General features: G+C 71.0%; 9 protein-coding genes. 3 read left to right on the top strand and 6 right to left on the bottom strand.

The features are described from left to right. Window positions 1-114 precede the first annotated feature (114 nt). Window positions 115-2,172, top strand: coding sequence for an MMPL family transporter (locus CQ047_RS15530; RefSeq protein ID WP_105676703.1), 2,058 nt, complete (start codon window positions 115-117; stop codon window positions 2,170-2,172). Here the strand turns inward: CQ047_RS15530 and CQ047_RS15525 are convergent. Next, window positions 2,159-3,973 carry a beta-galactosidase family protein gene (locus tag CQ047_RS15525; protein WP_105676702.1) on the bottom strand — a complete coding sequence of 605 codons (1,815 nt, stop codon included), beginning with the start codon at window positions 3,971-3,973 and terminating at the stop codon, window positions 2,159-2,161. The two genes, CQ047_RS15530 and CQ047_RS15525, sit on opposite strands and share 14 nt — an antisense overlap. Before the next feature lie 93 nt (window positions 3,974-4,066). Here CQ047_RS15525 and CQ047_RS15520 point away from each other — a divergent pair, with 93 nt between their 5' ends. Then, window positions 4,067-5,095, top strand: a complete 1,029-nt coding sequence (locus tag CQ047_RS15520) for a LacI family DNA-binding transcriptional regulator (RefSeq protein ID WP_105676700.1) — start codon at window positions 4,067-4,069, stop codon at window positions 5,093-5,095. Window positions 5,096-5,107: 12 nt separating this feature from the next. On the opposite strand, the gene CQ047_RS15515 is transcribed toward CQ047_RS15520, so the two are convergent. From CQ047_RS15515 to purM, 3 genes are read right to left on the bottom strand one after another with little or no spacing between them, the layout of a single operon-like run. Next, window positions 5,108-6,430 (bottom strand): CynX/NimT family MFS transporter, encoded by a 1,323-nt coding sequence (locus CQ047_RS15515; RefSeq protein WP_105676699.1) that lies wholly within the window; start codon window positions 6,428-6,430, stop codon window positions 5,108-5,110. Further along, window positions 6,430-7,902, bottom strand: coding sequence for an amidophosphoribosyltransferase (purF, locus tag CQ047_RS15510; protein ID WP_105676697.1), 1,473 nt, complete (start codon window positions 7,900-7,902; stop codon window positions 6,430-6,432). The genes CQ047_RS15515 and purF overlap by 1 nt, the downstream gene beginning before the upstream one ends. 24 nt (window positions 7,903-7,926) lie before the next feature. Further along, the gene (gene purM, locus CQ047_RS15505) at window positions 7,927-9,036 is read right to left on the bottom strand and encodes a phosphoribosylformylglycinamidine cyclo-ligase (RefSeq protein WP_105676696.1); all 1,110 of its coding nucleotides are present in this window, start codon (window positions 9,034-9,036) and stop codon (window positions 7,927-7,929) included. Between the two features lie 82 nt (window positions 9,037-9,118). Here purM and CQ047_RS15500 point away from each other — a divergent pair, with 82 nt between their 5' ends. Then, window positions 9,119-9,742: a zinc-binding alcohol dehydrogenase gene (locus CQ047_RS15500; protein ID WP_105676695.1), complete on the top strand. Its 624-nt coding sequence runs from the start codon at window positions 9,119-9,121 to the stop codon at window positions 9,740-9,742. Window positions 9,743-9,757: 15 nt separating this feature from the next. Here CQ047_RS15500 and CQ047_RS15495 read toward each other — a convergent pair whose 3' ends face one another. Further along, on the bottom strand, window positions 9,758-10,072 hold the full coding sequence (locus CQ047_RS15495; protein ID WP_105676693.1) for a potassium transporter Trk: 315 nt from the start codon (window positions 10,070-10,072) through the stop codon (window positions 9,758-9,760). Window positions 10,073-10,218: 146 nt separating this feature from the next. Continuing rightward, window positions 10,219-13,290: HtaA domain-containing protein (locus tag CQ047_RS15490; protein ID WP_181155969.1), on the bottom strand; the 3,072-nt coding region annotated here is incomplete at its 5' end.

Below are 13,290 nucleotides of genomic sequence, written 5' to 3'. Positions count from 1 at the left end.
TCGACATCGACCGCCCCGCACGTCGGGGCTCGCACGGCATCCATCGTTCGACGGAGAACGTCGTCAACCGTCCTCGCGATGTCACCGCTCTCCCGCCACTGTGGAGTGGAGGACATGACCGACTCCTCCGCGCGCCAGCGCCTCTCCGACCGTCTGACCTCACGACGAGGGGCCTGGATCTCCCTGGGGCTCGTCATCCTCATCATGACCCTGCTCTTCGGCGCGTTCGGCTCGGCGAAGGCGCCCGGCGGCAACGCCCAGGCGCCCGCCGCATCGGAGTCGTCCGAGGCGGCGGCGCTCCTCGACCGGTTCCCTGACGCCGACCGGCAGTCGGTGCTGGTGGTCGCGTCACGCGACGACGGACGCGCGCTCTCCGACACCGACATCGACGATCTGGAGAACCTCCTCCCGGTGCTCGAGCCGCATGCCGACGCCGAACCGACGGGCCCGATGGTGAGCGACGACGGCAGGGCCGCCGTGATCGCGACACCGATCCTCGTCGGCGACACGAATGCGGAGACGGCGGAGACGATCGACGCCCTGCGCACCGCCATCGCCGGAGAGAGGCTCGAAGGGATGAGCCTGCAGGTCACGGGAGGCCCGGCCTTCGGGGCCGACGTCGCCTCCTCGTTCGAGGGAGCCGACTTCACCCTCCTGCTCGTGACGATCCTCATCGTCGCCGTGCTGCTGATCGTCACCTACCGCTCGCCGGTGCTGTGGCTGATCCCGCTGGTCGTCGTCGCGCTCGCGGACGGCCTGGCCGGACGCATGACCGCGGCGGCGGCATCCCTGTGGGACCTGCAGTTCGACGCCGGCATCATCAGCGTGCTCGTGTTCGGCGCGGGGACGAACTACGCGCTGCTGCTCATCTCGCGCTACCGCGAGGAGCTCCTGCTCTCCGACGACCACCGGCAGGCGCTGAGCACCGCCTGGCGCAAATCCGCCCCGGCGATCGTCGCCTCGAACGCGACCGTCGTGCTGGCGCTGCTGACCCTGGTGCTCGCGGTGATCCCCGGCACGCACGGCCTCGGCATCACCTCGGCGATCGGGCTGCTCATCGCCCTCGGCTCCGTGCTGTTCCTCCTGCCGCCGCTGCTGGCCGTCTGCGGTCGCGGGGTGTTCTGGCCCTTCGTCCCTCGCCCAGGAGCGGCCGTCCGCCACGGCGACGGCTGGCGACGGGCGGCGACACAGGTCGTGCGGCGCCCCGTGGTGAGCCTCCTGTCGGGAGTCGCCCTGCTCGCGGTCATGGCGGCCGGCCTCTTCGGCACGGCGGTCGGGCTCGACCAGCTCGACAGGTTCCGCGTGCAGTCCGAGTCGGCGACGGGACTCGAGGTGCTCTCCGCGCACTTCGCGCCGGGAGAGGCCCAGCCGATCCTCATCGTCTCGCACAGCGACGAGGCCGACGCCGTCATCGCCGCGGCGGAGGACGTCGACGGCGTCGTGCGCGTGAACCCCGCAGGGACCACGGATGACGGCTCACTGACGAAGATCAGGGTCATCAGCGAGTACGGCCCGAGCACCACGCAGAGCCTGGATCAGGTCGCCGCGCTGCGTGACGCGGTGCACGCCGTGGACGGCGCCGACGCGGTGGTCGGCGGTGCCGTAGCCACCGATCTGGACGCCAGAGAGGGCGGTCAGCGCGACCTCCTGCTCATCGCCCCGCTGGTGCTCGCCGTGAGCGTGGTGGTGCTGCTGATCCTCCTCCGCTCCGTCATCGCCCCCGTGCTGCTGCTCCTCGTGAACGTCGCGAGCGCCCTCGCCGCGATCGGCGCCGGAGCCTGGCTGAGCCGGGTGCTCTTCGGGCAGCCCGCGCTCGATCTGCAGGTGCCGCTCCTCGCGTTCCTGTTCCTCGTCGCTCTCGGCATCGACTACACGATCTTCCTCGTGCACCGTGCGCGCGCCGAGGCGTCCGTCCACGGCACCCGCGACGGCATGGTCGAGGCGATCGCCCACACCGGAGGCGTGATCACGAGCGCCGGGATCGTGCTCGCCGCCGTGTTCGCCGCCCTCGGCGTGCTGCCGCTCGTCACCCTCGGTCAGCTCGGGCTCATCGTGGGCGTCGGCGTGGTGGTCGACACGCTCGTCGTGCGGACCGTGATCGTCCCGGCGATCTTCGCCCTCGTGGGCGACCGCATCTGGTGGCCGGGGCGGCCTGCGGTCAGGAGCCGATGAACTCCTCCGGCGGGCCGAACGACGGCCGCTCGCGGATCTCGACGGCCGCACCCAGGCCGTCGAGATCGAGCACCACGACCTCGTTGGCCCCCTCGCGCCAGAGCGGCGCCGGCGCGTACAGCGTCTCCTGCGGACCGATCTTCCAGTAGCGGCCGAGCAGGAAGCCGTTCAGCCACACCATGCCCTTCGAGCCGCCGGGGAAGGCGAGCCACGCGTCGAGAGGTTCGGCGACGTCGAGGCGGGCCACGGCCACTCCGTCGGAGGAGGGGGTTCCGGACGCGGCATCCGGAGCCCCCTGCGGCACGATGCGGTGCGTCCAGCCGTTCACGAATCGGCGTCCGACCATGACAGAGCCCATGATGCCCTTGCCCTCGCCAGTGCGCGGGCCGTAGTTGATGCGGCCGAGGCTCTCCACGATGATCGTGAGCACGCCGCGACCTCCGGAGGCTGGAAGCGCGAGAGACGTCTGCGCATCGCGGTCGAGGGTGCCGAGCCGCGCGTCATCGAGGAAGACCGTGGCGCGGTCGTGCAGCCCGTCGATCGTGAGCGTCGCTTCCGCGGGGAACGACACGGGAGCCTCGTAGACGACCAGGCCGTCTTCGGCGCCGAGCTGTTCGAACGTGCGCGGCATCGGCGTCGAGCCTCCGGTCGTCGGAAGCGCGCGCACGACGTCGAGAAGAGAGCGCACGGGGACGAGCGGGGCGGATGCCGCGGCCTGACGTCGCGGGTCCGCGGGGATCTCGGGCAGCTCGCCGTCGTGGAAGGGGGCGAGCATCGCGCGCAGCGCGTGGAACTTGTCGTTCAGCGTGCCGTCCTCGCCGATCGGAGCGTCGGAGTCGTAGCTGGTGACGGTCGGCTGCAGCACCCGGTCGTGGTTCGCGCCGTTCCACAGCCCGAAGTTCGTGCCGCCGTGGGCCATGTAGAGACTGACCGACCCGCCCTCGGCGAGCAGGTCGCCCACGGTGCCGCCCATGCTGGCCGCGGAGCGGACGTGGTGCCGCTCGCCCCAGTGGTCGAACCAGCCACCCCAGAGCTCGCTGCACATCAGCGCTTCGTCGCCGCGGCGCAGCTCGACCGCCTTCGCCACACCGGTGCCGAAGGTGAAGGTCGTCATGGCTCCAGGGACGCTGCCGTGCTCGATCATGTCGGACGTGATGCCGTCGGCCGTCGTGAGCATCTCGACGATGCCGCGCGCGCGCAGTCCGTCGCGCAGGTGTACGAGGTGGGCCGCGTCGCTGCCGAAGGAGCCGTACTCGTTCTCGATCTGCACCGCGACGATCGGCCCGCCGTGCGCCGCCTGCAGAGGGGCCAGTCGCGGAATGAGCTCGTCGTACCAGGCGTCCACCGCCGCGAGGTACGCGGGGTCGCTGGTGCGCAGGGCGTCCACTCGACCGGAGAGCCAGAACGGGATGCCGCCGTTCGACCACTCGGCGCAGATGTAGGGGCTGGGCCGCACGAACACGTCGAGGCCGACCTCGCCGGCGAGGCGGATGAAGCGCTCGATGTCGCGCCAGCCGTCGAACCGTACATCGCCCTCGGTGCGCTCGTGGAAGTTCCAGGCGACATAGGTGTCGACGGTGTTCGCGCCCATCGCCGCGAGTCGGCGGAGGCGGTCCTCCCACTGGTCGGGGTGGACGCGGAAGTAGTGGATCGCGCCGGACAGGATGCGGTGAGGCGCACCCCGGCGGATGAGCTCACCGGCGCGCCAGGACAGGGCGGGACCGGAGGAGGGTGCCGCGGGCGCCGGGTCGGCGAGAGTCGCGGTCGGGCCGTCGACAGCGGCGGCGAGAAGGTCGGACATAGCGCTCCAAAGACGAGTGTTTGCGTTCACATTATCGCATCATGACCCGCCTGAGTTACTGAGATTCCGCCGATTGATCGCTACCATTGAGACATGTCACCTCGCCGTCACCAGGAAGACAGGGCCCCGAGTCAGGTCGATGTCGCCAAGCTCGCGGGCGTCTCGACGCAGACCGTGTCCCGCGTGATGTCCGGCCAGGACAACGTGCGGGCCGACACCGCCCGACGGGTTCTCGCCGCCGTCGACGAGCTCGGCTACCGCGTGCACGCCGCCGCGGCATCCCTCGCATCCGGGCGCACCCGGGTGCTCGGCGTGATCGTCGTGTCGACCGACCGCTACTCCTCCGCGGCGCTCGGCGTCGGCATCCAGCAGGCCGCCGCCGCCAACGGCTACACCGTGTCGACCGCCGCCGTCGCCGACCACGCGTCGACCGAGGCCTTCCTCGAGGCGTTCGACCGGCTGGAGCGGCAGGGCGCCGAGGGGATCATCCTCGGCGTGCCCGTCGAGCTGGAGACCCCCGCCATGCGGATGCGCATGGAGCGCACTCCGGCCACGCGCAGCGAGCGCACCTCGCTCGACGAGGACGCTCCCCTCGCCGTCGACCAGCGCGCCATCGCCAGGCTCGCCGTCGAGCACCTGCTCGACCTCGGCCACGAGACCGTGTGGCACGTGTCGGGCGACGACTACTGGACCGAGACGCAGCAGCGCAGCGAGGCCTGGGAGCAGACGCTCCGCGACCGCGGCATCGTCCCTCCGCCCGTGATCCCCGCCGACTGGACCCCAGAGTCCGGCTACCGCGCCGGCCGCACGATCGCGGCGATCCCCGAGGTCACCGCGGTCTTCGTGTCCAGCGACGAGATGGCCTTCGGCCTCATCCGCGCCCTGCACGAAGCGGGCCGCAGCGTGCCGGAGGACGTCTCCGTGGTCAGCGTCGACGATATCGCCCTCGCGGCCTACGCCTCCCCCGCCCTCACGACCGTGCGTCAGCCGTTCGAGGACATGGGCCGAGCCGCCGCGCTGCGCCTGATCGCGCAGATCGAGGGGCACGACGCGATCGGCGACATGCCGTCCACCGATCCGCAGCTCGTCGTCAGGTCGTCGACCGCTCCGCCGCGCACCTGACCGGGCGCACCCTCACCAGCGCCCGTACCGGCGCTCCCACTCGTCCTCGATCGTGCGACGACGTCCGGCGATCCAGCCGAAGGGACAAGCGACGACGAGCGCGCCGGCGAGGAGCAGCAGCGGAACCTGCCACCCTCCGGTCGTCTCGTGCAGCAGGCCGATCGTCAGCGGGAACAGCGCGGCCACGCCGTAGCCGAGGCTCTGCACGAAGCCGCTGAGGGCCACGGCGCTCTCGGGGGTGCGGGCGCGGATGCTCAGCAGCACCAGGCTCAGCGGGAACATGATGGCGGTCAGTCCGAAGATCATGACCCACAGCGCGAGGGCCACGGTCGGGAAGAGCAGGAGGCCCGCGAGGCCGACGAGCCCCGCGCCGACCGCGAAGAAGAACAGCGGCCTGGTGGCCTGATAGCGCACCACGAGGATCGGCACGAGCATCGAGCAGGGCAGACCGACGAGCGCGAACGCCGACAGCAGGAAGCCCGCCGTCGCCGGGGTGACGCCGCCGATGTCGACGAGCATCGTCGGCATCCAGGCGAACGACGCGTACGCCATCGACGAGGATGCCGCGAACACGACCGCGAGCGCCCAGGCCAGCGGCAGCCGCCACAGCCTGCCGAAGATCCGCGGGTTCGCCGACGCCGTGGTGATGGGCCCGGTCGCGACGGCCACGGCATCCTGCGCCGACGCCTCGCGGACGATCGCCGGCCGGTCACCAGCGGGCTCCTCCGCCACATCCGGGGTCGTGCGGTTCGTGACGAGCATCGTGATCCACGGGATGAGCGCGACCGCGGCGAAACCGCCCCAGATGCCGAGCGACACGCGCCAGCCGAGCGTGTCGGCGATCGGCACGGCCACCAGCGGCGGCAGGAAGGTCGAGACCGCCATCGTGGTCGAGTAGACCGTCATCATGACGCCGAGACGGTCGGGGAAGTACTTCTTCACCAGTGGCGGGAGCAGCACGTTGCCCGAGCCGACGCCGGCGAACACGACGGCGGTCGCGGCGAGCAGCGTCGTCGAGTCCACCGCGAAACCGCGCAGCAGGAGCCCGGCGGCCATCAGCCCGATCGCGAACACCGCGACCCTCTCCAGCCCGAAGCGGCGCTCGAACAGCGGGGTCACGATGCCGAAGATCGCGAAGCACACCGGAGGCGCGGCGCCGATCAGACCGACGACCACGGGTGACATCGGGAAGTCCCGTGCGATGTGGTCGATCACCGGAGACAGCGACGCGACCGCGGATCGCAGCGAGAACGCGACGAGCACGATCCCGAGCAGGGCCAGTGTCCGACCCTCCCAGAGCGGCCGGCTCGCAGGCGTACCCAGGGATCCGGTCATCAAGAGGTCTGCGACCCCTCCACCCACGCGAGGTACTCGTCCGACACGGTGCCGGTCACGTAGCGTCCGTCGAAGCAGCTCATGTCGAGCTCGGTCACCGCCGAGCCCTCCGTGATCGCGGCCTTGAGGTCGTCGACCTCCTGGTACACGAGGTGGTCGCAGCCGAGCACCTCGGCGATCTCGGGGATCGTGCGGCCGTGCGCGATGAGCTCCTGACGCGACGGCATGTTGATGCCGTAGACGTGCGGATGCCGCACCGGAGGCGCCGCGGAGGCGAAGGTCACCGAGCTCGCGCCGGCATCCCTGGCCATCTGGATGATCTCCTTCGACGTCGTTCCCCGGACGATCGAGTCGTCGATCAGCAGGACGTTCTTGCCCTGGAACTCGGTCGACATGGCGTTCAGCTTCTGCCGCACGCTCTTCTTGCGCACCGCCTGGCCGGGCATGATGAAGGTGCGGCCGACGTAGCGGTTCTTGTAGAAGCCCTCGCGGTACTCGATGCCGAGCTTGCGGGCGACCTCCATCGCGGCGGGGCGCGAGGAGTCGGGGATCGGCATGACGACGTCGATCTTGTCCATCGGAACGTGCTTGGCGATCGTGTCGGCGAGACGGTCGCCCATGCGCAGGCGCGACTCGTAGACCGAGATGCCGTTCATGACCGAGTCCGGACGCGCGAGGTAGACGTACTCGAACGCGCAGGGCGCCAGGGTCGGGTTCTGCGCGCACTGCCGGGAGAACAGCTCGCCGTCGTTCGTGATGAACACGGCCTCGCCGGGCTCGACCTCGCGGACGACCTCGTAGTCGCCGTTCTCGAGCACGAGCGACTCGCTGGCGACGACCCATTCGTCGCGGCCCTCCGCGCCCTCCACGGTGGACGGACGGCGACCGAGGATCAGCGGACGGATGCCGAAGGGATCACGGAACGCGAGCAGGCCGTAGCCGGCGATCACGGCGATCACGGCGTACGCGCCCTCGATGCGCTCGTGGGTGCGCTCGACGGCCTCGAACACGCGCTCCGGGTCGAGGTCGACCGTCGAGGTGGTGTTCTGCAGTTCGCCGGCGAGCACGTTGAGCAGCAGCTCGGTGTCGCTGGAGGAGTTCAGGTGGCGGCGGTCGCGCTGGGCCATGTCGGCCGTCAGCTCGCGCGTGTTGGTGAGGTTGCCGTTGTGGATGAGGATGATGCCGTAGGGCGCGTTCACGTAGAACGGCTGCATCTCCTCCTCGTTCGACGCCGTGCCCTTCGTCGCGTAGCGCACGTGGCCGAGGCCGACGTTGCCGAGGAGCGCGCGCATGTCGCGGGTGCGGAACGCCTCGCGCACCATCCCCTGCGCCTTCGCGTTGTGCATGACGCCGTTCGACTCTGCGGTGGCGATGCCCGTCGCGTCCTGGCCGCGGTGCTGCAGCAGGAGGAGAGCGTCGTAGATGTCCTGGTTGACCGGGGCCGTTCCGACCATTCCGACGATGCCGCACATGGGGTGGTTATTTCATCCGTTTCTTCAGTGGGAGGAGTAGGCGCCCACGAGGCGCACCGCTCCGCCGTCGACGCCCTTGGCGCCCTGTTCGAACTCGCCGGCCGGACGCGCGCCGAAGCCCACGGTCGCGACCTGCCAGGCGGGCATGCCCTCTGCGGCGAGCGCAGCGATGGCGGCATCCTTCTTGTCCTGCGCGATCACCGCGAGGAAGCCGATGCCGAGGTTCCAGGTGCCCTCCGCCGACTCGAGCGTGGAGCCGGCGATGTCGCTGAGCACGCGGAAGACGGGGCTGGGCGACCACGTGCCGCGGTCGACCTCCGCCCAGGTGCCCTGCGGGAGCACGCGCGCGAGGTTCGCCGCGATGCCGCCGCCGGTGACGTGGCTGAGCGCGTGGACGCCGCCGCCGAGCGCGTCGATGAGGCGCAGCAGCGGGAGCGTGTAGAGGCGGGTCGGCTCGAGGAGCGCTTCGCCCCAGGTGGTGCCGAAGTCGGCCGCGGTGTCGGCGTAGCTGATGCCGGCGCCGGTGACGATGTGGCGCACCAGGGAGTAGCCGTTGGAGTGCAGGCCGCTGGACTGCACGGCGAGGACGACATCGCCGTCCTGCACGCGCTCGGCGCCGAGGATGGCGTCGGCCTCGACCACACCGGTCGCAGCGCCCGCGACGTCGTAGTCGCGCGGTCCGAGCAGACCGGGGTGCTCTGCCGTCTCGCCGCCGACGAGCGCGGTGCCCGTGGCGGAGCAGGCCTCGGCGATGCCGCGCACGATGTCGGCGATGCGCTGCGGCACGACCTTGCCGCACGCGATGTAGTCGGTCATGAAGAGCGGCTTGGCGCCCACCACGACGATGTCGTCGACGACCATACCGACCAGGTCCTGCCCGATCGTGTCGTGCTTGTCGATCGCCTGGGCGATCGCGACCTTGGTGCCGACCCCGTCTGTGCTGCTGGCCAGCAGCGGTCGGCGATAGCCGAGCAGCGCACTGGCGTCGAAGAGGCCGGCGAATCCGCCGACACCGCCGAGCACTTCGGGTCCGTGCGTCGCGCGCACGGAGGACTTCATCAGCTCGACGGCGAGATCGCCTGCAGCGGTATCGACGCCGGCTTCGGAATAGGGATTGGTGGGGGAGGCAGCCACCCCTTGATCCTACCGTCAGCCGCGACCCCCGAACTCCGGAAGACGAAGAGCGGATGCCGCGCTCTCCCCATACGATGGGGCCATGTCCGACAAGCCGCAGTGGCTGATCCGCGAAGACGCGAGCGTGCCGGTGCTCGTCGCGCTCGCGCTGCGGCAGTCCCTCGGCATCCGCACGCCCTCCGACCTGCCCAGCCTGCGGGATCTGCCGGTGCGCGCCCCGGATGCCGTCGACGCCGCTCCGCTCGTCGAATCGCAGTGGCGGGACTACTGGGACATGACCGTCGAGCCGCGCGCGCATCACTCCGGCGTCCCGCTCGAGCTCGTCGACGGGTTCGACACGCTCGTCGCGCTCCCCGCGACCGGCGCCGAGGAGCTCACCGCGGCGATCACGCCGTTCGCGGCATCCGCCCTCGACTACGCCAGATCGGCGCACGACCGCTACGTCTCGACGCTGCACGGCCCCTCAGCGGGCAAGCCGGGCACCGGCGGAGACTCCTACCGGGCGTACGCCAGCGCCATCGCCGAGTTCGAGCGCGAGGTGGGGCGCCGCGCGCACTCGTTCGAGCTGAACGTGCAGGTGCTGCCCCTCTCGCAGCGGGGCATCTGGTGGATCGGCGCGCTGTCCGTCGCCGTGACCGACGGCCTGCGGCGCGACGTGGTCGCCTTCGACGGGGCGATCCGGCCGATCATCGCCGAACTCGCCTGAGGCGAGGGTCTCGGGTCAGTCGTTCTCGATGATGGTCTCGCGCTCGACGCGGACCACCCGGTCTCTGCGGCGCGCGACCCGCTCCGCGATGAGACCGGCGACGCCGCCGAGGGCGAGGCCGATCGGCGCGGTCCACAGCAGCAGGAATCCGAAGACCTGGCCGGGAGGGTAGACGACATCGAGGGCCTCCGAGGGCTGGAAGCTGCCCGCGAACGTGAGGATGCCCGCGACGATCACGCCGACGACGACGCCGATGCCCATGAACACGCCGTAGCGCGGCACGCGGCGCACGGTCGCTTCGACGGTCTGCTCGGATTCGCTGGGGGCCATGCATCCATTGTCCCACCGCGGGGCCGTGGTGCTCGCCCCCTTCTCCGTGCCGCCGCGGCGCCTCCGTCGGAGCCGCGCGCGCTGAGGAGCCGGATGCCGACGCGAGTCGCCCTCCCCGCGCGGGCGAGGAGGGCGACTCGTGGCGCTCAGGCGTCGACGGAAGCGTCGACGGCCTCGGTCTCGCCCTTGCCGCGACGGGCGATCAACACGCCGCCTCCGGCGATCAGTGCGACGAGCACCAGACCGCCGACGATCCAGGGCCACACCGGCGCCCCCTGCACATCAGGGACAGCCGTGACCGCGGTCGCCGCCGCACTGCCCTCCGACTCGCTCTTCTCCGGGGCGACGGGCGCGGAGCCGCAGTCGGCGCCCACGGGGATGACGGCGCTCACCGGGTCGAGCTCCTCGCCGGCCGCGTAGGTGCCGAACGCGGCGGCTCCGGCGTCGGTGAGGGTGGTGGGCACGGCGTCGAGCGTGATCACGCCGTCGGCGAGCGCAGCATCGGGCACCGCGAACTCCGCGAGGCGAACGCCCTGCTGATCGACGACCTCGCCGGACTGCGTGGTGCCCGCGATGTCGAACACGAGGTAGCCGGTGGATCCGGCGAGCTCGACCCTGGCGTTCGACAGCGTCGTGTTCAGCGCGCCGTCGTGACCGGTGAAGGCGATGCCGCCGCCGTAGCCGATGAGGCCGGCGCCGCTCTCCCCGTCGAAGGTCCCCGTGCCGTTCGCCCACACGAACTGCGGGTACTCGTACGCCACGTCGGTGAGTGTCCACCCGCCCCTGGCGATGCCCTCGATGTAGGTGCGGAACGACTCCTTGTATCCCCAGTTCAGGGTGGCTCCCTCGACGGTGCACGCGCCGAGCGCCGCCGTCGTCCTGGCCAGGGTGAACGCCAGTCCGCGGTCGACCGAGCCCTGCAGCGTGAGGGTGTGGTCACCGTCGGCGAGGGTGGCCGGGAGGGTTCCGGTCCACGAGGCGGTTCCCGCGGCATCCGCCGTCACGGTGCCGAGCACGACCGGAGTCGAGTACACGACCACCTTGATGCCGGTCTCGCCCGATCGGAACCCGGATGCCGAGATCGTGGCCTCCTCGCCGGCCTGGAGCGCGGCGAGGTCGTCGGCGCTGATGTCGATCCCGGTCGACGCCGGCGGGGTCTGCGGGAGCGGCTTGGCCTTGACCACCGCGGCGGCGGCGACGGTCCCGGTGGTCCCGGCCGGTGCGGCCGCGGCCGATCCGATCGTGAACGTCACGGGGTCGAGAGCTGTCGAGTAGCCGGCGAGCACCTGGTCGCGCCCCGCGGACGTGAGCGCCGCGGGCGCCGCGCTGTACGTGACAGCGCCGTTCGCGGAGATCCGCGCCGCCCGCGAGAGGTCGAGCGTCGCGAAGGCGACCTGCGTGCCTCCGCTGGTCACGTAGAGCGTCGCGGCATCGGCCGAGGTGATCCGGATCTGCGGCTGCGAGACCGTCACGTCGAGCACGCCGTGGTGCCCGGTGAACCGCACGGCGCCGACGTACGAGACCGTGCCGAGGCCGGTGCCCTGGTCGTAGGTGCTGCCCGTCGCCTGACCGAACTGGAACTGGCCGCCGGAGCGGGTGGCTCCACCCGACACCTCGATCGCACCCTGGGCGATCGGACCGGTGACGTAGCTCGTGAAGGAGGAGGAGACGGCCCACTTCAGCGCGCCGCCGGGGACGGTGGTCGGCGGCGTGGTCGGGGTGGTCGGGGTCTCGGGCTCCGGCTGGGTGAGAGCCTTCCACTGCTCGGGACTGATCGCGACCGTGGAGCGCGCGAAGATCGTCGCTGCCGACGGCACCGAGTGCTGCCGCCACACGATCACCTCGTAGGTCTTCGCCGGGTCGAGCTCGGCGGCCTTCGCCGTGAGGTCGACGGAGAAGGCCCCGGCGGTGATCTTCTGCACCCACTGCATCGCGAGGAATCCACCGCCGGCCGTGACCTCGGCCTCGGTGCCCGCCTCGATCAGCGCGGCGTAGGCGCCGGTGACGTCGCCGAGTCGGGATCCGGATGCCCTGACGGTCAGACCGTCAGCCGCCGTCGCGCTCTTCACGCTCGTCGAGAGCGAGGAGGCGAGGCCGTAGTCGAGGGCGACGCTGCGCTCCTGGTCGGCGTTGACGACACCGCCCGCGCCGTACGTGTAGACGCCGTACGAGCCGGGGGTCGCGGGGGTGTCCTTGAGCGTCAGCGTCGCCTGGAACGAACCGTCGGCGGCGATATCGGCCCACTGCGCCCGGATCGTCGGCTGGTACTGGGACGGCACCTGATTCAGCACGCTCTCAGCGAGAGCCCACGCCTGCGTGCCCACCGAACGGGTCGAGGACGCCGCACCCTTCGACGGCTGCCACGTCGCAGCGAAGTTCCCGAACACCACATACGTGCCCTGCGGCAGCGTCGACGGAATCGGCGCCCCACGACCACCCACGTTCGCCGTCGGGTCATACCCCGTACCCTTCACGACGACCCTGTCACCTGCCTTGAGCGCGACACCGGTCGCCGGAGTGACACCGTCGGCGAGGAACACCGAGAGAGACGGAGATGCCGGAGCCGGCTTGATGACGTCCCAATCGGCGTCGCTGATCGCGACGGCCGCCCGCGCGAGCATCGTCGTCGCGTCGGGGTTGGAGTGCTGCTTCCACACGATCACCTCGTAGGTCTTCGCGCGGTCGAGCTTGTCAGCGGGCGCCGTGAGCTCGACGGAGAACGCCCCGCCCGAGACACCGCGGACCCACTGCATCGCGACGTAACCGCCTCCGCCCGTGACGTTCGCCTCGGCGCCCGTCTCGATGATCGCGGCGTAGACGCCGGTCGCGGTGCCGAAGTCCTTTCCCGTGACGGTGGCGGTGATGCCGGGCGAACCCGCGGTCACGGCCGAGGACACGGTGATCTTCGGAGCGATGGAGTAGTTCAGGGCGACGCTGCGCTCCTGGTCGGCGTTGACGACACCGCCGGCGCCGTACGTGTAGACGCCGTACGAGCCGGGGGTCGCGGGCGTGTCCTTGAGCGTCAGCGTCGCCTGGAACGAGCCATCGGCGGCGATGTCCGCCCACTGCGCCCGGATCGTCGGCTGGTACTGGGCAGGCACCTGATTCAGCACGCTCTCAGCGAGAGCCCATACCTGCGTCCCCACCGAACGGGTCGAGGACGCCGCACCCTTCGACGGCTGCCACGTCGCAGCGAAGTTCCCGAACACCACATACGT

This window comes from Microbacterium sp. MYb72 (assembly GCF_002979415.1).
GTDB classification, from domain to species: Bacteria; Actinomycetota; Actinomycetes; order Actinomycetales; family Microbacteriaceae; genus Microbacterium; species Microbacterium natoriense.
Note: the sequence above shows the minus strand (reverse complement) of the source record. Positions and strands in the feature narration are given on the sequence as shown.